Annotated in this window: 24 protein-coding genes and 1 pseudogene; 22 read left to right on the top strand and 3 right to left on the bottom strand. The window is 40.5% G+C overall.

Annotated elements, in window-relative coordinates:
- The first annotated feature begins 32 nt into the window (after positions 1–32).
- From ABN080_RS03750 to ABN080_RS03715, 8 genes are all read left to right on the top strand, one after another.
- Positions 33–182: a hypothetical protein gene (locus ABN080_RS03750; RefSeq protein ID WP_349440405.1), complete on the top strand. Its 150-nt coding sequence runs from the start codon at positions 33–35 to the stop codon at positions 180–182.
- A gap of 8 nt (positions 183–190) precedes the next feature.
- Positions 191–586 (top strand): DUF5347 family protein, encoded by a 396-nt coding sequence (locus ABN080_RS03745; RefSeq protein ID WP_349440404.1) that lies wholly within the window; start codon positions 191–193, stop codon positions 584–586.
- Between the two features lie 68 nt (positions 587–654).
- Positions 655–861: a DUF2732 family protein gene (locus ABN080_RS03740; protein WP_223878651.1), complete on the top strand. Its 207-nt coding sequence runs from the start codon at positions 655–657 to the stop codon at positions 859–861.
- On the top strand, positions 854–1,075 hold the full coding sequence (locus tag ABN080_RS03735) for a TraR/DksA family transcriptional regulator (protein ID WP_036907622.1): 222 nt from the start codon (positions 854–856) through the stop codon (positions 1,073–1,075). The genes ABN080_RS03740 and ABN080_RS03735 overlap by 8 nt, the downstream gene beginning before the upstream one ends.
- A gap of 1 nt (position 1,076) precedes the next feature.
- The gene (locus ABN080_RS03730) at positions 1,077–1,904 is read left to right on the top strand and encodes a DNA adenine methylase (protein WP_349440403.1); all 828 of its coding nucleotides are present in this window, start codon (positions 1,077–1,079) and stop codon (positions 1,902–1,904) included.
- Complete coding sequence (locus tag ABN080_RS03725) at positions 1,904–2,227, top strand: DUF5405 family protein (RefSeq protein WP_349440402.1); 324 nt, start codon at positions 1,904–1,906, stop codon at positions 2,225–2,227. The genes ABN080_RS03730 and ABN080_RS03725 overlap by 1 nt, the downstream gene beginning before the upstream one ends.
- Before the next feature lies 1 nt (position 2,228).
- Positions 2,229–4,607 (top strand): replication endonuclease, encoded by a 2,379-nt coding sequence (locus tag ABN080_RS03720; protein ID WP_349440401.1) that lies wholly within the window; start codon positions 2,229–2,231, stop codon positions 4,605–4,607.
- Positions 4,608–4,813: 206 nt separating this feature from the next.
- The gene (locus ABN080_RS03715) at positions 4,814–5,494 is read left to right on the top strand and encodes a terminase large subunit domain-containing protein (protein WP_349440400.1); all 681 of its coding nucleotides are present in this window, start codon (positions 4,814–4,816) and stop codon (positions 5,492–5,494) included.
- Between the two features lie 62 nt (positions 5,495–5,556).
- On the opposite strand, the gene ABN080_RS03710 is transcribed toward ABN080_RS03715, so the two are convergent.
- The 3 genes from ABN080_RS03710 to ABN080_RS03700 form a co-directional block, all read right to left on the bottom strand.
- Positions 5,557–6,906 carry a KAP family P-loop NTPase fold protein gene (locus ABN080_RS03710; RefSeq protein ID WP_349440399.1) on the bottom strand — a complete coding sequence of 450 codons (1,350 nt, stop codon included), beginning with the start codon at positions 6,904–6,906 and terminating at the stop codon, positions 5,557–5,559.
- A 495-nt stretch (positions 6,907–7,401) separates the two neighbouring features.
- Positions 7,402–8,430, bottom strand: a complete 1,029-nt coding sequence (locus tag ABN080_RS03705) for a phage portal protein (protein ID WP_349440398.1) — start codon at positions 8,428–8,430, stop codon at positions 7,402–7,404.
- Positions 8,430–10,184, bottom strand: a complete 1,755-nt coding sequence (locus ABN080_RS03700) for a terminase ATPase subunit family protein (protein ID WP_235365342.1) — start codon at positions 10,182–10,184, stop codon at positions 8,430–8,432. Before ABN080_RS03700 ends, ABN080_RS03705 begins: the two co-directional genes overlap by 1 nt.
- A 171-nt stretch (positions 10,185–10,355) precedes the next feature.
- Here ABN080_RS03700 and ABN080_RS03695 point away from each other — a divergent pair, with 171 nt between their 5' ends.
- The 14 genes and pseudogenes from ABN080_RS03695 (at position 10,356) to ABN080_RS03630 (ending at position 19,549) form a co-directional block, all read left to right on the top strand.
- The gene (locus tag ABN080_RS03695; RefSeq protein WP_349440397.1) at positions 10,356–11,165 is read left to right on the top strand and encodes a GPO family capsid scaffolding protein; all 810 of its coding nucleotides are present in this window, start codon (positions 10,356–10,358) and stop codon (positions 11,163–11,165) included.
- A 15-nt stretch (positions 11,166–11,180) separates the two neighbouring features.
- Positions 11,181–12,299 carry a phage major capsid protein, P2 family gene (locus ABN080_RS03690; protein ID WP_349440396.1) on the top strand — a complete coding sequence of 373 codons (1,119 nt, stop codon included), beginning with the start codon at positions 11,181–11,183 and terminating at the stop codon, positions 12,297–12,299.
- Positions 12,299–12,967: a phage terminase small subunit gene (gene gpM / locus ABN080_RS03685; protein ID WP_234566094.1), complete on the top strand. Its 669-nt coding sequence runs from the start codon at positions 12,299–12,301 to the stop codon at positions 12,965–12,967. The genes ABN080_RS03690 and gpM overlap by 1 nt, the downstream gene beginning before the upstream one ends.
- Before the next feature lie 74 nt (positions 12,968–13,041).
- The gene (locus ABN080_RS03680) at positions 13,042–13,497 is read left to right on the top strand and encodes a head completion/stabilization protein (RefSeq protein WP_349440395.1); all 456 of its coding nucleotides are present in this window, start codon (positions 13,042–13,044) and stop codon (positions 13,495–13,497) included.
- Complete coding sequence (locus ABN080_RS03675) at positions 13,497–13,703, top strand: tail protein X (protein WP_349440394.1); 207 nt, start codon at positions 13,497–13,499, stop codon at positions 13,701–13,703. Before ABN080_RS03680 ends, ABN080_RS03675 begins: the two co-directional genes overlap by 1 nt.
- Before the next feature lie 20 nt (positions 13,704–13,723).
- Positions 13,724–14,038 carry a phage holin family protein gene (locus ABN080_RS03670; RefSeq protein ID WP_161710257.1) on the top strand — a complete coding sequence of 105 codons (315 nt, stop codon included), beginning with the start codon at positions 13,724–13,726 and terminating at the stop codon, positions 14,036–14,038.
- A complete protein-coding gene (locus ABN080_RS03665) occupies positions 14,025–14,435 on the top strand; it encodes a M15 family metallopeptidase (RefSeq protein ID WP_349440393.1) in 411 nt (136 codons plus the stop codon). The genes ABN080_RS03670 and ABN080_RS03665 overlap by 14 nt, the downstream gene beginning before the upstream one ends.
- Positions 14,432–14,935, top strand: a complete 504-nt coding sequence (locus ABN080_RS03660; protein WP_211838750.1) for a lysis protein — start codon at positions 14,432–14,434, stop codon at positions 14,933–14,935. The genes ABN080_RS03665 and ABN080_RS03660 overlap by 4 nt, the downstream gene beginning before the upstream one ends.
- Positions 14,910–15,350, top strand: coding sequence for a phage tail protein (locus ABN080_RS03655; protein WP_340896599.1), 441 nt, complete (start codon positions 14,910–14,912; stop codon positions 15,348–15,350). Before ABN080_RS03660 ends, ABN080_RS03655 begins: the two co-directional genes overlap by 26 nt.
- A complete protein-coding gene (locus ABN080_RS03650) occupies positions 15,337–15,972 on the top strand; it encodes a phage virion morphogenesis protein (RefSeq protein ID WP_340896598.1) in 636 nt (211 codons plus the stop codon). Before ABN080_RS03655 ends, ABN080_RS03650 begins: the two co-directional genes overlap by 14 nt.
- Positions 15,973–16,037: 65 nt before the next feature.
- Entirely contained in the window at positions 16,038–16,664 is a 627-nt protein-coding gene (locus ABN080_RS03645; protein ID WP_349440653.1) for a phage baseplate assembly protein V, read from the top strand.
- A complete protein-coding gene (locus tag ABN080_RS03640; protein ID WP_349440392.1) occupies positions 16,661–16,999 on the top strand; it encodes a GPW/gp25 family protein in 339 nt (112 codons plus the stop codon). Before ABN080_RS03645 ends, ABN080_RS03640 begins: the two co-directional genes overlap by 4 nt.
- A gap of 1 nt (position 17,000) precedes the next feature.
- Positions 17,001–17,276 (top strand): annotated as a pseudogene (locus ABN080_RS03635) (baseplate assembly protein); the annotation flags it as partial.
- A gap of 1,100 nt (positions 17,277–18,376) precedes the next feature.
- Positions 18,377–19,549 carry a phage tail sheath protein gene (locus ABN080_RS03630; RefSeq protein WP_349440652.1) on the top strand — a complete coding sequence of 391 codons (1,173 nt, stop codon included), beginning with the start codon at positions 18,377–18,379 and terminating at the stop codon, positions 19,547–19,549.
- Positions 19,550–19,552 lie beyond the last annotated feature (3 nt).

Raw genomic sequence — 19,552 nt, 5'->3', positions numbered from 1 at the left:
CATGTAATAGTGAAAATATGAGGATAAAGAAGATGAATGAATTGGTAAAGCAAAGAAATAAATACAAACTAAACAGTGAATCTTTTACTTATAAAAGTAAAAAGTATTCAAAAGCGGATAAAGCGACACTGGCTTTATGTGCCATTGTTATTGTTTCGTTTCTTGTGAAAATTTCTATCTAGGTATTGTTATGAATGCCGCGGAGCTTATCCAAGCAAGAGAGCAACTACAAGGCAATGATGATTTTTATCAGCCTAAAGTTGTAAGGCACTATCGTAATGATGGTCTTTCATTTGATGAGCGCGTCAGTGGTATGAATAAAACAGCCGAAGTTAGGGCTGATTTATTAAGTAAGTTAAATAAAAATAGTGATGATATTCAGGTTAGTGAGTTTCTTGATTATTTAAGGAGTGAAAATAATCGTATATATCAGATGATTTATTATCTCGCTGAGATAGAAAAAGAAAAGAACGGAATAGATTATTTATTATTAAAGAGGAAAGACAAAATAAAAATCATTAATGCACTTCATCAAATAAAAGTATTAAGCGCATTAATTCCGAATAAATTAGCAATGCCTATTTAATTACACCTAAAAAATAAATGACATTTATTTGTCAGGGCTTTTTATATCTGATTATCAGAGGTCTGATTATGTCTAAAGAAAGTGATGTAACCGATTTAATTAATGCCGTTCGAGAAGATGAAAGAAAATCTCGTGCGGTTCTTTTTTCTGCCCGTTTACGCAAATTAGCATCAAAAGCACTAAGTGAACGAATGGAGCCTTCCCAAGTATTTCAATTATTAGAAGGTGAAGCCGAGTCTATCGAACATCAAGCACAGGAATGGAATTATGTCTAAAGAAATGGATTTAGCCTGTGAACAATCACAGTTATTGCTTGATAAACAAATAAAAGCAGTAACAGGGCGTTACGTCGGTGTATCGGCGTTTGAATGTGAAGATTGCGGTCGTGAGATACCCGAAAAACGCCGTATTGCGGTAATGGGATGCACCCGCTGTGCAGATTGCCAAACGGTGTACGAGTTGAAATCTAAGCATTATCGGAGTGTGTGAAATGGCGAATAAAACTATTCTGAAATGGGCTGGCTCAAAAGCCCGCATCATGGATAAATTAATTCCACATTTGCCAAAAGCAAAGCGCTTAGTTGAGCCGTTTGCGGGTTCTTGTGCGGTTATGATGAATACGGAATATAACGAATATTTAATTGCTGATGCCAACCAGGATTTAATTAGTTTATATCGTAATGTCGTAGAACATACTGAAATTATGGCACGTAAAGAGTTCTATGCGTGGGAAGAAAATAATCATAAAAATGATTACATTTCTATTAGGAAATTATTTAATTCAATTAAGTTATTAGATAAAAGCGAGTGTGATCAATATATACAATCCGCAAGATTTCTATATTTAAATCGTCATTGCTTTAATGGGTTATGTCGATATAACAATTCAGGTGAATTTAACGTGCCATTTGGAACATATGGCCGTGTTTATTTTCCAGAGGAAGAAATTAGGCAATTTGCTGAAAAAGCTACTAATGCCATTATCGCCTGTTTAGAATGGCAAGATACTTTATCACTCGTTGGCTTCGGGGATGGTGTTTATTGTGATCCTCCATATATGGGTGATGAGAAATGTTTTACTAAATATCATCACACTGATTTTACTCACGCTCATCAAATTGAATTAGCTCAAGCGCTAAAGGCATTAAATCAATCACAAGGTAACCCGATTACCGTCTCTAATTCCATTCACGCCAAAGAGCTGTATGCCGACCTTGGTTTTCTTATTCACGAGATTGATGCGCCTCGTTCTATTTCTGCAAATGGAAACCGCCAATCAGCAAAAGAAATTATCGCCGTATTGCCGGAGGTGTGCTGATGGAACAGGGCTATGTTGATATTCAAGATCCAAAAAATGGGGTACATATCACCGGCACCCGTTTTGCTATCGTTTATTGGAAAAAACAATTTGGGTTAATTGAAGTCACCTTTATTGATGGCCTTGTGCGCCGTGAAGTGATTGCGTGGTATGACTCTGCGGTAAATGTAACTGCTGGCGTTGTTGGTGCTCATGTGAGTCGTGTTATTTGCGCAGAAATTCAGTCTATCTCTGAATTGATAGAGATAATGACTCACGTTGCTAAACTGTGCGAAACAGCCATTGAAATTATTGATCCAAAACGTTTAGGCGGTGTGCTGTAACATGGCTAGCCGTTTGATTGATTTTTCTCAGCCTCCTGTTTCCTATCCTGCTGATATGCAATGGACGTATTGGTGGAATGGGAAACAGCCAGAACCTGTTGTTTATGAAAGACCGCTTACCCGTGAGCAACTGGCTCAGGGGCAAGCGATTTTATTCGATATTGAAAAGCTGCCTCGTTTTCTTAAATCCCGCTTATTTAAATACATCGAACATCTTAGAAAAGAGAAAACACCTAAAGAAGTTCATAACTGGCTGGTGTTTAAGTTTCATAAAAGTGTCTATCAGCGTTTGCAAGCTGTTAATGCGCGTTATGGTTTAGCGAAAGATAAGCGTCAATTCTTGTTAGATAGAGATTTTGATCAAGCCATGTTCTTTAATCGCTTGCCTGATGCGCATGACAAAATATTGCGTCATATGGCGAAGTCATTCGCGAATGCGTGTGACAACTTATTCGATGAATTAGCTGATCAGGCAATTGCTGAAAATAACGGTGATCGTGAGGTGTTACTTAACCTAAAAGTGATTAACCCTATTTATCATCAATTAGGGCAGTTAATTACCTATTTACATGTAACGCCATTGTTTTGGGGAAAAGTGCAAAAAGGGAAGTTAACACCTGAAGATGCGCTATCAGGATTAAGTCGGTTAACTAATGAAGATTGGTGGCTGAAAAAGTTAAAGGCTCATCGTCAGCGTTGGCGTGAGTCTTTGCATATTGCCTTTGGTGATGTGAATTCAGATAAGACGCCTTACGCCAGTAAAAATGCGGTTCGTGAAATCAGAGCGCAACGCTTAGCGAATATGAATTATCTTGAAATGATGGATATTCAAGATGTTGAATCGGGTGATCGCTTTGATTTAATGGAAAAAGTATTAGCGAGTATCGCTAACCCTAAAATTCGTCGCATGGAATTAATGGCGCAAGCCGCTGGAATTCAAAAAGTTGCAGAAGAAAGGGGTGATATAGGTTTATTTATCACCTTAACCACACCTTCAAAATACCATCCCACCAAGCAAATTAACGTTTCTAAAGATGAGAAAAAGAAAAAAGTTCTCATTAACGAGAAATGGAATAACAGCGCATACACACCGAAAGACGGTCAACGTTATTTAGTGAAAGTTTGGGCGAAAATTCGCACCGCTTTTAAAGATAACGATATTAACGTTTACGGGATCAGAGTTGTTGAGCCACATCATGACGCTACACCACATTGGCACATGATGATGTTTCTGGATAAATCCCAACGTGCATCAGCGATTGAGATCATGCGTAAATATGCCCTTGAAGAAGATGGTGAAGAACGGGGCGCAAAGAAACACCGTTTTGAAGCAAAGCATTTAAATAAAGGCGGTGCTACGGGTTATCTCGCTAAATACATTTCGAAAAATATCGACGGTTATGCGCTAGAGGGTGAAGTTGATGACGAATCGGGGGAGTTATTAACCGAGGTTGCATCAGCCGTTACTGCGTGGGCGTCTACTTGGCGTATTCCTCAATTTCACATGTTTGGCTTACCGTCTAAAGGCGTATGGCGTGAGTGTCGCCGTGTTCGTGGTGTGAGTATCGCTGATAAGTTGGGTGATATAGCGGAAAAAGTAAGAGCGTCTGCCGATGCGGGGGATTTCGCTGCTTATATCGAGCACCAAGGAGGCCCTAACGTTAAGCGTAACCTACAAACGTTATTAGTGGCTCGTACTGTTGCAGATGAGCCGAATTTTTATGATGAAGAAGTGATGCGCGTTATTGGGCTATGTTCACCATTGAAAAGCGGTGATTTAGTAAAAACACGTGAGCGTCAGTATCGTTTAGTCCGTAAATCTAAGCAGGATATTGAGGCAATTGAGCATAAGCGTGAGTTAGAAACGGGTCGTGTTTTGACTTTAAAAAGCGCGATCAGCGCGCCTCGGAGTCCTGTCAATAACTGTGGATCGGGCAGTTCACCCGATATTAAAAACCCACACGATAGGGGCTTAAAATCGCCCGTATGGGGGATTTCTGAGCCTGATGTTTTTGACCTACGTTCACAATATAGCGATTGGGAGAAATCATTTGGCGAGGTTTTAGAGCACAAAAAGAGTCAGCGAATAATTTCAACCGTATCATTAAGTGAAAATCAGGAACGTTTGATACCTGAGTTTAAAGCTTTTGCCGAAAAAATGGGATTGGATTTACCACCAGACACAATGTGGTCAATGGTGATGAACGGTATGCGCCTTAGTTATGGCGATGAAGTGATTTGGTTTGAAAACGGGAAAATTCAAATTTCATCAACGAAACGCGAAAAAGTTAATTTTGAAGAAGTGAGGCAAAAGAGTATCTCAAATACACGAGATAGGGTAATGGCTAAGGTTAATAAATTGAGAGGGATAAATGATTAAATATTTAATTTTGTTTTATTTATTGGTGTCGGTAACTCTTTTTATATACAGGACTATTAAATCAAAAAAGAGTTATCACGATAAATATAGTTTTGGCGAAGCGATAGATTATTCAACGTTATGGTTTCTTTATATTTTTACTGCGCCATATTTTTTTATTGCAGAGAAATATAGAAAATTTATTGGTATGAGCGAGGAGAGATAAAATGAAAGTCAAGGTAACAACTGATTTATTGATAAGTTTATATAGCAAGTTAGATAAATTATATCCATGGCAAAGACGTTGGTATAACCACAGGTTTGAAAGAAATAGATATTTACATAAAGCACGTCAAATAGGTAGCAGTTATTTCTTTGCTTTAGAGGGTTTGCTAGATGCCTGTTTAACAGGAAGAAATAAAATATATATAGGCCATGCTTGTGGGGCAGATGATGAATTTATCTCTAAAGAAATGGAGATTGTTAAATATTTTTTAGATATAAAAAGTAATAATACTATAACAAAAATAGAATTAGATAATGGTGCAGTATTGTATTTTTTACCTGAGAATCGTAAGTCATGGGTTGATATCATTGGTGACATTTATGTTTCAGAATGGAGTTGGTTTAAAGATCCTTCTTACATTTTAAGTCTAGTTAAATCAGTGAGTTTAAATAAAAAATGGAGAAGGACTTTTTATTCAAGTCGTTCAAAGTCAGATAATGGCCACATTGCTGATAATGATTATTTTAAACATCATAAAATTTTTGATGAGGAAACGTATTGGGATGTTGTCCCATCTATTAATATGGAGTGTTATAACTTTTTAAATATGGAAAATATAAGAAATGATAGGGGTGATGATTATTTTAATGAAATGATATTGTGTCAATTCAATGGAAATTGATTTGTGGAATTAACTAAAAATGGCTTAAAATATTCGTTGGAATAACTTAAGCCATCATGATATTAATCTATTGACATGTTCTCAAAGTAATCGATTATCGTTTCTAAATATCTTACTTTTCTACCAGAATAACCTTCTATATCTCTAAAATAATTTTCATCTTTAAGTTTTTTAAACTCTGCACCAGTAAGCAATTCATAGCGTAGTACCATATACAAATAGAGAAGTGATGTATCAAATAAATTCTGATCTAATGGTATATTCAATACTGAAAGTACTTCTTCTGGGGTTATATTCCTTCTTTTTAATTTTTCTAATAACGGTTCATTGTTAATTTTTATGAAACAAATCAAGCTAACGATAACTTGATGTGCTCTATTAAGCATCATTATTTTATTGGAATTTTTAATAATTGAAATTAAAGAATAACATTTCTCTATTTCTCTAAGCGATACATTGTTGAAGTTAAATAGGTACAGTAGCATATTAAATGCATCGCTTTCTTTCATAAGAATATTATTTTTATCTATATGTTGAAGATAAGCACCTAAAGTTAAATATTTAGGCATGCGATACCCTTCGCTATTTATGTATTTTTCTGTTGTAAATATATCTTTAGGCAAGGTAAACCAGTAATCTATAAATTTATTTAAATATAATGATGAGTTAATATTTCCATATCTTATTTTTATAGATTCTTCAAATTGTTGCTTATTCATAACTAGTAAGAAATAAAAACCTTCAACATTAAATATGTGTTTTATTAATTCTAAAAGATTTAATGAAAAATCAGGCCTTGCTCTATCTAACTCATCAATAATAAACAACGTTTTATTATTTGTTTTTTCGTGTATAGACCTTAATATGGCTCTAAAATTTTCGATTTTATCCTCTTCTTCTTGTGAGTTTTTTATTTTATCTTCAATGTAACTTTCCCAAGGGGCATTTGTGGCATCAACAATTGATTCCTTAATTTTATCTATATCATCACTGTCGATTAGTTTAGAGGTTAATATATTGATTATACTTTTAGGAACTTGTTTTGAAATGCTTAAAGCAACACTTTTACCTGTTTGGAATACTTTCTCTTTTATAGATTTTTCATCATGTTCTATACTATTGTACACACATGATATCATTGGTAATAATGGGTCTTTTTGGTAATCATTTTTAAAAGAGTCAAAGTAAATAACATTAATATTATTTTCTGATAGTTCTAATTCTGCTTTTAGCATTTTTACAAAAGAGGTTTTACCATTTCCCCATTTATCATTTAATGCAAGAACTAAGTTACTATCTTCAGAATGGTTTACGACATTAATAATTTTTTCATATAAAGCTTTCCTATTAAAAATATCATTTTCGCTTGTAAATCCTTGAGAAAAATCAGGTTCTTTTGGTGACAATCTCATAACAACTCCTTAAATACGTTTAATATGAAATCTATTTAGATAGTTACTATTGCATGGTAAGCAATTCTGAATAATTTTGCATGATATTGAGTCTATTGTGCCGTCATTTTTTATATACACTAATGCCATTGCTAGGCGCTATGATGAGAATTTGCATCTGCATAAAAACCGACACATTTAGTGCGCGGGCGTGGCGGGGTCACGATTGCGTTTTGAGGGGGTTAAAAACATTATCCCTCGCAAATTTCCAGCTCGCAGAGCGATTAAAACAAGAAAAAGACATCTGAATACCAAATAAATTACATGCGCTTAAAATGGATTGTAGGCGCATTTAATACAGGTTTGAGAGGGTGAAAATTAGGCGGATTCGCCTTATCAGGGTGTAAACGGTATAATAGAATTGGGTCACTATTATTATTAGTCAGACCGATACTTATACCTTACAGGTAAAAAAATACCGCCAGTGTCGGCGGTATTGTTCTTTGTGCGGTGATGTTACTCATCATCTAATGTGTACTTATCAAACTTAATCACTTCTTCACCTAACCAATCATTAATTTGTAATATCTTGCTTTGCAGTGGTGCCAACTCATTACGAAAGAAAACCTTTGCCGCTTTTTCTACGTCACCAAAGCCACCGGTATTCTGTGGAATGATCCCCATCATTTGAGGCGGTACACGGTGTGCCGCTAACATATCGTCACGGCTAACATTCTTGATATTGAGAAATTCATCTTTCGCCGCAATCTCACTGAGTGGAATAACTTGTACCCCGTCTTTCTTGCCGTTTGGAGCATTGATAAGTAAATTACGAAAATTGCCGGGGCCTTTGGAATTTTTCATTGCATCACGAATTTTATCAATATCACTCGGCGTTTGTGAGGCATCACTAATGTATAAAATAAATCCCGCATGGCTTCCATTTCGATAATACTTAACGCGGAACAGAGTGGCGGCTTCATTCAGTAATACGGACATGGTGGACGCCAGATATTCCGGTAACCCGTATAACTCTTGATTTAAATCGGGTTCGTATAACTGAAACACGCTACCGGGTTTAAACTCATAAGGTTTTGAGTCATAGCCATAGCGTACAAACCAGTAGCTATCATCAGCAACACCACGGCGGGTATATTTTGCTAACGTTGGTGTGAGTTTTAATAAATTACCCACCATATTATTACGCCGTTCAAGGTAGGCATTGCCAAAGGTTAAGAAGTCGAGGGCAAACCGGCTAAAGTCTAACTTAGACAGAAAGCGGGTAGGTTGGAAGGTGCTCACTAAGATATTACGTTTGACATAAATCGCACTGCTATGATGGGGGGTAGCACGAAATAGCTTTGATAATGCATCAAAACTAATCGGTGGCTCGTACCAATTATCAACTTGTGCACATTCCAGATAATCAAAGATTTCTCGTTTATCTAATACCGGAACAGGACTATCGAAGGTAAAGGCTTCCATGCTGTTATTGGCGGTTGCCGTTTGTTGTGCTTTAAAACTCTTTTTATTTTTACGGCTCATCAATAAATCTCCACAATGTTATTACTGTTCTCGGTGGTGCCAGTTAATGGTTCGTTGAATAGGGCGTGCATCGTTGCCCATGCAAGGTCAGCATGTCCGCTTTCTTCACTGCGTGAGGCTTCATAAGTAGGGCGGTTACCGCTTCCGGTGGTGGTACGACGAATGGAAGTAAAAGACTGAATGATATCAACGCACTGCGCATCAAACTCTAAACGTCCGTGACTAATCACGTCATAGGCTTTAATGACTAAGGCATTTTTGACATTTGGGTTATAAATAAACTCACGCGCAGCAGGAAAAAACTGAATGACATTCTGATAAACACCATGACCTAAGCCCGTGGTATCAATGCCCATATATTCCACATAGAAACGCTCAGTAATTTTTTTAATGGCGTCAGCTTGTGCGCGAAAATCCATACCACGCCATTGATGGCGTTCTAATATGCGGAATTTCCCTCCTGGTACTTTCGGCGGAGCGATAACCACACAACCGGCACTATCACCATTTTCACCGCCCTTGCTTGGGTCGTAACCTACCCAAACCGGATCATAACCGTAAGGGCGTAGTGCTAATGGTTGAATGTCATCCCACACCTCCCAACTGTCCACCATGCAATTTTGCATCATGTTAAAGTTGAATAAGGATTCGATATCATCCATAAAGTGGCACATTAACAGGTTGTTATATTCGTCTGGGCTATACTCTTTTTTGAGTTGTTCTAAATCGAATAAATCACAACCGCCCCGCAACGCATCTTCAATATTGACGATTTGTCGCCATTGCCCATCTTCACATAAACGCCCATTCACTAACGCCTCATGTGAGATATCAATATCAACTCTGTCTTCTTTTTTGCGTCCTCGGTTATACAGCTTGCCCGACCAAAAGGGGTACGCTTCGTGACTCATGGTTGACGGTGTTGAAAAGTAGGTTTGTCGCCATTGTTTTTGTATCGCCACACCCGAAGTGACTCTGCGTAACTCCTGAAATTTCGGGATCCAAAAGGTTTCATCCAGATATAAATTACCGTGATAACTTTGTGCTGTGCGGGCATTGGTACCAAGAAAATAGAGCGTTGCACCGTTGCTCAACATCAACGGGTCGCCTCTTAACTCAACATCAACCTCTAATGCCATTTTGATAATGTATTCACGGAACATATAGGCTTGCGCTTTACTGGCGGAGAGGAAAACCTGATTACGTCCAGTAGTCAGGGCATCAATAAAGGCTTCACGGGCAAAGTAGAATGTTGCGCCGATTTGACGGGATTTTAAAATATTGCGGATGCGGTGATGACCGGCGCGATACCACACCTTTTGATATTCAAACAATGTATTGCGAAACTCATCTTCTAGCTTTTCAATTTGTTCTTCTGAAAAGAAGTTTTTCTCTGGCTGACGGCGCTCGCCTTTATTGCGGTTGGCAATCTTAGGGTTAAGGTCAGTTTCATTACCGCCGTTTTGATATTTTCTGATCCGCGCCATGCGTTCAAGTTGACGCCCTAACAAGTCGATTTCTTTAAAATCTTTGCCTTCTTTGCTCTCTTTTAAAATCAGATTGCAATAACGCGCTTCAACGGTTAACTCTGCGCGTTCGGTTGGGTTGATTTCATCCCAATTATCACGGCGTTTCCAACTGTGAATAGTGGACGCCTTTTCGCCTAGCGATTCCGCTATGCGGGCAATGCGGTAACCTGAAAAATACAGGTGCATTGCTTTTTTTCGGTTATCAATAGTCGTTGTAATAGCCATTGCACAATCACTATTTCTTGCTTAAGTTATGGCGAGTCTATCAACCGTCTGGAACGGATCCGCTGGCTTCCCTTTGTGCCATTTCTCAAACAAACCTTATCCATTGTTTAACGCCCCTTTTAACCGACAACATACAGACCAACGAATAAACGGATGCAGTCTGGAGTTTGCATGTCGAAGAAATTAAAACCGGTTCGTCTTTGTGTTGAAGGGGCGACAACGGATGGGCGCAAGGTTAGTCGCGAATGGTTAACCCAAATTGCGAAAAACTTTGATCCCGCGGTTTATGGTGCGCGGGTCAATGTCGATCACTATAACTATTCATGGGCACCACGCTTTGGTGATGTGGAATCGGTGTATACCGAGGAAATCAAAGAAGGGGCACTGGCAGGTAAGTTGGCATTATACGGTGTGATCAATCCGACACCTGATTTAATTGAACTCAATAAAAAACGTCAAAAAGTTTATACCTCTGTCGAAATTAACCCGAGTTTTTCAGATACCGGTGAAGCCTATCTGGTCGGTCTTGCAGTGACCGATAACCCTGCGAGTTTAGGCACTGAAATGTTGCAATTTAGTGCCAGTGCACAAAGTAGCCCACTTTCAGAGCGCAAACAAAGCAAAGATAACGTCTTTACTGCTGCAGAAGAAACGCATCTCGAATTTACTGACGAAAAGCCTGAAAACGATAAGCCGGGTCTTTTTAGCGTCATTAAAGAGATGTTTTCTAAAAAGCAACACAGTGATGATGCGCGATTTACCGATGTGCATCAGGCGGTAGAGCTGTGCGCCCAAGAAGTGCAAACCCTTTCAACAGAAATTACCGCATTAAAAAACGCAGACCAAAGCGAAGCGGTAAAAGCACTTACGCAACAAATCACAGAATTAAAAACCCAATTTGAAAATACAGACGCCTCGTTCTCACATCGCCCGCCGGCAACAGGTGGCGAAAATAACGGCGAAGTGCTGACGGATTGCTAAGGTAACGAATAAACCATGAAGAAAGAAACTCGTTTTAAATTTAATGCGTATATGACGCAACTCGGTAAAATTTACGGTGTTAGCGCCCAAGAGTTTAGCGATACCAAAGTACCGATTGAGCCGTCTGCTGCTCAAAAATTAGAAACCACGATCCAGCAATCGGCGGAGTTTTTAACGCACATTAATATTGTGCCGGTTGATGAGCAAGTCGGTGAAGCGATTGGTTTAGGTATTGGTTCGACTATCGCGGGAACCACTGACACAACAGCAAAAGACCGTGAAACAAGCGATCCGATTAAGCTGACCAAAAATAGCTACCTTTGCCAGAAAACCAATTACGACACCCATCTGGATTATTCAAAAATTGATATGTGGGCGAAGTTTACCGACTTTCAAACCCGTATCCGTGATGCGATTATCCGCCGTCAGGCATTAGACCGCATTATGATTGGTTTTAATGGTACGCACCGTGCCGATAACTCTGATCGTAAAAAATATCCCTTACTGCAAGATGTGAATTCAGGTTGGTTACAAAAAGTCCGTGAGCGTGCGCCTGAACATGTGATGGGCAGTATTACGCAAGACGGTACAACAACAGCCGAACCGGTTTATGTTGGTGAAGGGCGTGCGTATCAAAATTTCGATGCGTTAGTCCAAGACACCATTGATAAGGCAATTGATCCAGAATATCAGGACGATACGGGGCTTGTTGTGATTTGCGGGCGTAAATTGTTAGCAGATAAATATTTTCCATTGGTCAATAAAGACCAAAACAACAGCGAAAAACTGGCGGCGGATACCATTATCAGTCAGAAACGTATCGGTGGTTTACCAGCTGTACGTGCGCCGTTCTTCCCTGATAATGCCTTTTTTATTACTCGTCTTGATAACTTGTCGATTTATTTCCTTGCGGATTCTCGTCGTCGCCAAGTGCTGGATAATGCAAAACGCGATCGCATCGAAAACTACGAGTCAGTGAATGAAGATTTCGTGGTTGAAGATTTCCGCGGTGTGGCATTGGTTGAAAATATTGTTTGCAAAGATGCCGAAGAAACACCACCCGAAACCACTGACGGTACAGACAACAGCGCAGTAACAGAAGAAGCATCGGCTGAAAATAAAAAGGCGAAATAATGTTATCTCCGTGGGAAAAACACCGCATGAGCCTAAGTGCGCAACAGTCCACCCAATTGGGTGGGCATGTGAGTCGCAACACGAAAGGCTATCACATGATGCTGTTACGTCTTGCGACAGATAAAAAAGAGCTAAAACATTTTCAGTCACGCGAACGCAAAGAAGCTTATAAACGCAAGATATTGGCCAATTATCAGCCGTGGGTTGATGGGGCGCTGTCTGGTGGTAGTGGTGTGCAAGATGATGTCTTAATGACGATTTTGCTGTGGAAAATTGATGCGGGTGATTATGAGGGGGCGTTAGATATTGCTGTTTATGCATTAGCTAATCGTTTAGTGATCCCCGGTGTTAACCGCACCACGGGCACCGTGATTGCAGAAGAAATTGCCGATTCGGCCATGCGAGCGTATGCCGTGAAATCACCGGTATCTTTAGCAACGTTAGAGCGTACACGCGCCCTTACTGATGATGAAGATATGCCCGATGAAGTGAGAGCAAAACTCTATAAAATCTTAGGGTTAGTGCTACGCGATAATAATCGACCACAAGAAAGCTACTGCGTATTAAGTCGAGCCTTAGAGTTAAATATTAATGTCGGAATAAAAACCGAATTAAAACAACTTGATAAAGTGCTCAAAGCCCAGCGTGACGCTGAAAAAGCATTGTGACACCACGTCAGGGCGGCACGGAAAAAGCCACTCGCTTTCTTTCGTCCACCGCCCACCTATTTTAAGGTTTTCCTATGGATTATGTTTCTGCTAACCCTGTGCCACAAAAAGACGAAACCATTAAAAATAATGGCTTTTTCCCTGATATTCAAACTCGTGATTTTCAATTGCAAACTCGTGTCGATGGCACAGTGACACCGGAACGACTGAAAAGCACGTTACTGAACGCCATGATTGAAGTGAATCGCGAGTTGTATCAGTGGCGCACTGGTCAATCTGCGAAAACATTAAAAGACGTATCTGCTGAACAAATTAACGGTGAAAGTGAACTGATGATTTTATATCAGCGTGCGGTGTTCTGTTTTGCAAAAGCCAGTTTAATCGAACGTTATCGCGATATTGATACTACCGCACAAGGTAATAAAAAAGCTGACACCATGACACCGGTGATTGATGAAGTGTGGCGTGATGGTCAATGGGCTTTACAACGTATCAAAGGGGAAACCCATAACACGGTGGAGCTTATCTAATGCGGATTTATACCCAGCAAGGGGATACCGTAGATGATATTTGTTGGCGTTACTTTGGTCAGTCATCCGGCATGATTGAGCAAGTATTAGAGGCTAATCCGGGGCTGGTTGAATGGGGGGCAATATTACCTACCGGCACAGCGATTGAGTTACCTGATACATCACAACAACACAGCACCACACCGATTTTACAACTTTGGGATTAACCCCTTTAAGGGGGGAAGGTATGAAGAAGATGCCCTATAAAGATCCAAGTAATATTAATTGGTTTACCGCCTTATTAATTGCCGGCATGGCGGTTTTTGGTGGTATTGCCAGTTATGCCAATAAAATAGTGAAAGGGGAGCCGTTCCGCTTTGCCATTTTACTTGCACAAATTATTGTCTCCATGTTTTCAGGGGCATTGATTTTATTCGGTGCAAGTTATTTTCAGTGGCAACCTGAGATTGCCGGCGGTATAGCAGGCATGGCGGGCTGGATGGGGTCAGCATTTATTAGCGCAGTCGGAAAGTTATTCTTAAGGAAGGTTGCCGGTGAGTAAATTTACATTGAGTCAGCGCAGTAAAAATAACCTTATTGGCGTTAACCCGCTGTTAGTGAAAATTGCTTATCGTGCATTAGAAATTTCACCGGTTGATTTTGCAGTCATTGAAGGTGTTCGCACACGTGAAAAGCAAAAAGAAAACGTTAAAAAAGGCGTTTCAAAAACATTAAACAGCCGTCATTTAACAGGCGATGCGATTGATATTTTACCCTCTGCGATTAAACCGGGGATGGAATGGCAACCGTATTTTTTTGAACCCGTATTAATGGCATTCAAACAAGCCGCAGATGAAGAAGGGGTAACATTGCGTTTTGGTAAAAACTGGAAAAGTGATCCCAGTTTACCCGTTGAAACCCGCTTTCCTGACTATCCTCATATTGAGATCCCACGATGAAAAGGAACGTACTACTTATTATTGTGGCGGGTGTGATGGGCTTGCTACTGATATTTAAGTTTGATGCCTTGCTCACTGAAAATAGCCAGCTTAAGGGTGACAACCTCGCCCTTAAACAAAATGTTATCAGTCATCAAGACGCTATTGAACGCTATCAGAAAGAACTTACCCGTTTATCAGAACTGGATAAACAACACACAAAGGCGCTAACCGATGCAAAAAATGATATTAGCCAGCTTAATGATGAGTTGCGCAATAATACTAAGCGGGTGTACATCAAAGCCGATTGCCCCAATCCCGATAATCACACTGCCGCCACCGCCGGCATGGGTAATGCAACCCCCGCACGACTTACCGAAACAGCTCAACAAGATTATTTACGTCTCCTCGAAATGATGGCGGAGAATCAGGCACAAACAGAATATTTGATTGATTATACAAATCGATTATTACAATACATCAATGAGTTAAACCATGAAAAAGCCTGCAAACCTACGTGATACCTTAATTAAAAAGGTCGCTTATTTAGGCGAAAATCCCGATAGGCTCTACACCTTTATTGATGGTGGGGCGATTGTGGCAACGGGTGCAAGCAGTCAATCTTATGAGTATCAATACAATCTCAATATTATTATTGATGATTATCCCGGTGACCAAAATGTGTTAATGGCGGTCATTATCGGTTGGATTGAACAACACCAGCCTGATATTTTCCTCAATCCAGATAAGCGCCAAAGTCATTTTACTTTTGACGCCTTTATTGATAGCAACCAAACCGCCAGTATTAGCATTGATTTAAAGCTGACTGAGCGAGTCCTCGTTAATGTGCAAGCGGGTAAATTGGTTGTTGGTGCCATTGAAGAGCCGGCTGATCCGTTTGAGAGTTGGGAGAGTGTGGCTCATGAACGCCGATGATTTCAGCCCGTTAACCCAAGCATTAGCCGCCATGTTGGCAAAAGCATCACCCAATGAACGTAAAAAATTAGCCCGTGAAATTGCCCGTGATTTACGCAAAAGCAATTTACAACGTATTCGTGCGCAAAAAAATCCCGATGGAACCGCATTCACCAAACGCAAAGCCTCAACGGTTACCGTATTGCGAGGAATGAAATTTGTCTGGAAAGGGCAACCACGTAGTTTAAAAAATTGGCGATTACGCAAAACGAAAAAAGGTGAAGTGATCACCGGCTACGATTTAGAAAAAAAAGCCGAACGCAGTTTTTATAAGCGCGATATTTTACGTTTTATTGAAGTGAAAAAAGATAAAATCAGCACTGCAAAACCCAATAAACAGACTCGCATGTTTAAACGTTTAGCCACCGCCCGTTATTTGCGAATGTCAGCAAATGATAAAGGTGTGGATCTCTTCTTTGCCCCTCAAGTTGCGGGCATTGCTGCCGTACACCATTACGGTTTAAAAGAGCGTGTGCGAGGTAAATCATTAGAAATTCAATACCCTGAAAGAAAGCTATTAGGCTTTTCACCGGCGGATATTAAACATATCGAAAATCAGTTACTGGAATTCCTTTCCCGTTAATTGTCCTGTCTTTGAAACAATCCCAACCCCGTGAGTTTTTTTATTTCCCGTTGCACATTGCGGGTATGAATATTGCAGAGCTTATCCGAAAAATACAAAACTTGATCCGTACTGGCGTTGTGATTGATGTCAGTGCGGAAAAAGGGTGTCGAGTTAAAACGGGCGACAATGAAACTGACTGGCGCCCGTGGCTCACAATGCGTGCCGGAAAATCGCGTTCATGGTGGGCGCCGAGTGTTGGCGAACAAGTGTTATTGCTATCAATCGGTGGCGATTTAACTACCTCATTTGTGTTACCGGCAATATTTAGTGACGATTTTTCAGAGCCATCAAGCTCATTAACCGCCCATCGTCATGAATATGAAGACGGTGCAGTGATTGAATATGAGCCAGCAACAGGGGCGCTAATAGTCACAGGAATTAAAACCGCCGTGATTGAAGCCAACGAGTCGGTCACGGTCACATCCCCCGACATTACGTGTATCGCGACAAGCAAAATCACCCTTGATACACCTACTGTTATTTGCACCAACAACTTAACCACGGGATCACTGACAGTACAAAAAGGTGGCACGATGACTGGCAATATTACCCATAGTGGCGGACAAATGTCCTCTAATGGCGTGGTGGTCTCAACCCACACACACGGTGGTGTGCGTACCGGTGACGGTAATTCAGGACTACCGCAATGAATTATTTAGGTATGAATGCACAAACCGGTGAGCGCATTACCGATATTGAGCACGTTCGCCAGTCGGTGAGAGATATTTTTAACACCCCCATTGGTAGCCGATTGATGCGCCGTGAATATGGCAGTTTGCTTGCCGATTTAATTGACGGCCCTGTTAACGCCAAGATGCGATTGCAATTAATGTCGGCGTGTTACACCGCAGTTTATCGTTGGGAGCCACGTATTGTGATGACTGCCATTGATATTCATAGCCAACACGAACAGGTGATTGTGGATATCACCGGCTATTACACCCACAACCAACAACCGATTAATTTCTCTCTACCGGTGAAATAACATGCCTACGATTAACTTAAGCCAATTAACACCGCCCGATGTGATTGAGTCATTAGATGCAGAACAATTATTACGTGAACGCAAAACGGCGTTGATTGCTGCGATGCCGGTCCATTTACGTGATGCGGTGGCTAACACGTTATCGTTAGAGTCTGAACTGTTAACCAAACTGTTAGAAGAAAACGTCTATCGTGAGTTGCTATTACGCCAGCGGATAAATGAGTCCGCGCGTGCGGTTATGGTGGCGTATGCGAAAGGGGCATCAAAAGAAAAAGTGATCAGCCAATTTGGGGCGACAGAGCTTTTTCAGCCAAAAGGCACATACCCAACCAAAGCTGAAATGACGCAGGAACTCAATAAAAAGGTTGATAAGTCCAGCATTTCTCAACAGCTCGCTAATGACGTCAGCAAAGTGCCTAGTTTGGATTTACTTGCAAAAGAGTTAGGTAAAAAACAGGGGATAGGTAACTATCAACCCGTAGGAGACTATGCATTAAAAACAGATTTAAATAATTATCAGCCCAAAGGAAATTATGCCCCTGCTGGAAATTATGTCACTGTGGCATCAATGAATCTTGAATTAAATAAAAAGATTGATAAATCCAGTATTTCTCAGCAAGTGGGTAATGATGTTAATAAGGTGCCAAGCTTAGATTTACTCGCAAAAGAGTTAGGAAAGAAACAGGCAGCAGGAAGTTATGCGCTAAAAACAGATCTGACTAATTACCAGCCAAAAGGCGATTATGTTACAGCATCAACCATGAATGTTGAGCTTAATAAGAAAATAGATAAATTAAGCATTTCACAGCAATTAGCCAATGATGTTAATAAGGTGCCAAGCTTAGATTTACTCGCAAAAGAGTTAGGAAAGAAACAGCCAGCAGGAAGTTACGTGCCTAATACCCGTAAAGTGAATGGCAAATCATTGAGCGGAGATATTAATTTAAATGCGGGTGATGTGGGGGCTTTAACACAAACACAGGGTGATGTGCGATATCAAAAAAAAGGAACAGGTCAGAACTTTAGAAAAATTTGGTCTGGGGATAATTGGACAAAAGGTGGCACAATCACTGTTTCGGAAGATGTACGAGGAAAAACTATTTATATTAAGGGTACAAGTTATCTTGGTGGGGGAATACAAGTACCGAATCAAATTAATATAGGTATTGTTATTAATTGGTATAAAGAATTCCATCTCTTTGTCGTGACGTCTTCAGATGGGAAAAATTTACGTTGTGATGATTCATCGTGGGGAATAAAGGAGATCTGGTTACAAGATTGAGTCGTGTTGTATCACCCCTCAAACAATCCCGCTTTCGTGCAATTTTCTCACTAATTTTTCATGCTACACGGACACAGTTATAGGAGTCCGTGAGCATGGCACAAGATTATCATCACGGTGTGCGCGTTATTGAAATTAACGAAGGCACCCGCCCCATTCGCACTATCAGCACCGCTATTGTTGGCGTGGTTTGCACCGCTGATGATGCGGACGAAAAAACCTTTCCTTTAAACAAACCCGTCTTACTGACAGATGTGTCACAGGCTATCGGTAAAGCAGGGAAAACCGGCACCTTAGCCAGCACGTTAAAGGCGATTGCAGATCAGGCTAAACCCATCACCGTTGTGGTGCGTGTAGAACAAGGTGAAAGTGAAGCGGAAACCACCACTAATATTATCGGTGGCACCACCGAAGAAGGGCTAAAAACAGGGTTGCAAGCGCTGTTAGCATCACAAACCCAACACGGTATTAAGCCTCGCATTATTGGCGTGCCCGGTCACGATACTTTAGCCGTTGCTAATGAGATTGCGGTGATTTGTCAAAAACTCCGCGCCTTTGGCTATGTGTCTGCTTATGACTGTAAAAATATCAGCGAAGCAATCAAGTACCGTGACAACTTTGGTCAGCGTGAATTGATGGTGATTTTCCCTGATTTTACGTCATGGGATAGCACAACTAATAGCGAGACGACGGCTTACGCCACGGCGCGTGCGTTAGGTCTGCGTGCCAAGTTAGACAATGATATCGGTTGGCATAAAACGCTGTCCAATATCACCGTTAACGGCGTGACGGGTATTTCTAAGGATATCTATTGGGATTTACAAGATCCCGCTACTGATGCCGGCTTACTGAATGAAAAAGGGGTGACGACGCTTATTCGTCGTGATGGTTTTCGTTTTTGGGGTTCGCGTACCTGTTCGGATGATCCGCTGTTTGCCTTTGAATCTTATACCCGTAGCGCACAAGTCCTTGCTGACACCATGGCTGAAGGGCAAATGTGGGCGATTGATAAACCGTTAACGCCATCTTTAGCGCGGGATATCGTCGAAACCATCAACGCAAAATTACGTTCACTGGTCAGTCAGGGCTATTTGTTAGGCGGTGAATGTTGGTATGACCCGGCATCAAATAGCAAAGAAGAACTGAAAGACGGCAAGCTCACACTGGATTATGACTATACGCCAGTGCCACCAATGGAAAATCTGATGTTGCGTCAGCGTATTACTGATAAATACCTGATGGATTTCGGTAACAAAATCAAGGGGTAAATC

Source organism: Proteus sp. fly-1089 (assembly GCF_040138965.1).
Taxonomy (GTDB): domain Bacteria; phylum Pseudomonadota; class Gammaproteobacteria; order Enterobacterales; family Enterobacteriaceae; genus Proteus; species Proteus vulgaris_B.
Note: the sequence above shows the minus strand (reverse complement) of the source record. Positions and strands in the feature narration are given on the sequence as shown.

Excerpts from the sequence above, each read along its gene's own strand:
- ABN080_RS03630 (WP_349440652.1), top strand. The coding sequence starts at position 18,377 with ATGGCACAAGATTATCATCACGGTGTGCGCGTTATTGAAATTAACGAA.
- ABN080_RS03690 (WP_349440396.1), top strand. The coding sequence starts at position 11,181 with ATGAAGAAAGAAACTCGTTTTAAATTTAATGCGTATATGACGCAACTC.
- ABN080_RS03725 (WP_349440402.1), top strand. The coding sequence starts at position 1,904 with ATGGAACAGGGCTATGTTGATATTCAAGATCCAAAAAATGGGGTACAT.
- ABN080_RS03735 (WP_036907622.1), top strand. The coding sequence starts at position 854 with ATGTCTAAAGAAATGGATTTAGCCTGTGAACAATCACAGTTATTGCTT.
- ABN080_RS03680 (WP_349440395.1), top strand. The coding sequence starts at position 13,042 with ATGGATTATGTTTCTGCTAACCCTGTGCCACAAAAAGACGAAACCATT.
- ABN080_RS03640 (WP_349440392.1), top strand. The coding sequence starts at position 16,661 with ATGAATTATTTAGGTATGAATGCACAAACCGGTGAGCGCATTACCGAT.
- ABN080_RS03710 (WP_349440399.1), bottom strand. The coding sequence starts at position 6,906 with ATGAGATTGTCACCAAAAGAACCTGATTTTTCTCAAGGATTTACAAGC.
- ABN080_RS03705 (WP_349440398.1), bottom strand. The coding sequence starts at position 8,430 with ATGAGCCGTAAAAATAAAAAGAGTTTTAAAGCACAACAAACGGCAACC.
- ABN080_RS03700 (WP_235365342.1), bottom strand. The coding sequence starts at position 10,184 with ATGGCTATTACAACGACTATTGATAACCGAAAAAAAGCAATGCACCTG.
- gpM (WP_234566094.1), top strand. The coding sequence starts at position 12,299 with ATGTTATCTCCGTGGGAAAAACACCGCATGAGCCTAAGTGCGCAACAG.
- ABN080_RS03745 (WP_349440404.1), top strand. The coding sequence starts at position 191 with ATGAATGCCGCGGAGCTTATCCAAGCAAGAGAGCAACTACAAGGCAAT.
- ABN080_RS03655 (WP_340896599.1), top strand. The coding sequence starts at position 14,910 with ATGAAAAAGCCTGCAAACCTACGTGATACCTTAATTAAAAAGGTCGCT.
- ABN080_RS03715 (WP_349440400.1), top strand. The coding sequence starts at position 4,814 with ATGAAAGTCAAGGTAACAACTGATTTATTGATAAGTTTATATAGCAAG.
- ABN080_RS03730 (WP_349440403.1), top strand. The coding sequence starts at position 1,077 with ATGGCGAATAAAACTATTCTGAAATGGGCTGGCTCAAAAGCCCGCATC.
- ABN080_RS03740 (WP_223878651.1), top strand. The coding sequence starts at position 655 with ATGTCTAAAGAAAGTGATGTAACCGATTTAATTAATGCCGTTCGAGAA.
- ABN080_RS03670 (WP_161710257.1), top strand. The coding sequence starts at position 13,724 with ATGAAGAAGATGCCCTATAAAGATCCAAGTAATATTAATTGGTTTACC.
- ABN080_RS03675 (WP_349440394.1), top strand. The coding sequence starts at position 13,497 with ATGCGGATTTATACCCAGCAAGGGGATACCGTAGATGATATTTGTTGG.
- ABN080_RS03645 (WP_349440653.1), top strand. The coding sequence starts at position 16,038 with ATGAATATTGCAGAGCTTATCCGAAAAATACAAAACTTGATCCGTACT.
- ABN080_RS03660 (WP_211838750.1), top strand. The coding sequence starts at position 14,432 with ATGAAAAGGAACGTACTACTTATTATTGTGGCGGGTGTGATGGGCTTG.
- ABN080_RS03720 (WP_349440401.1), top strand. The coding sequence starts at position 2,229 with ATGGCTAGCCGTTTGATTGATTTTTCTCAGCCTCCTGTTTCCTATCCT.
- ABN080_RS03695 (WP_349440397.1), top strand. The coding sequence starts at position 10,356 with ATGTCGAAGAAATTAAAACCGGTTCGTCTTTGTGTTGAAGGGGCGACA.
- ABN080_RS03650 (WP_340896598.1), top strand. The coding sequence starts at position 15,337 with ATGAACGCCGATGATTTCAGCCCGTTAACCCAAGCATTAGCCGCCATG.
- ABN080_RS03750 (WP_349440405.1), top strand. The coding sequence starts at position 33 with ATGAATGAATTGGTAAAGCAAAGAAATAAATACAAACTAAACAGTGAA.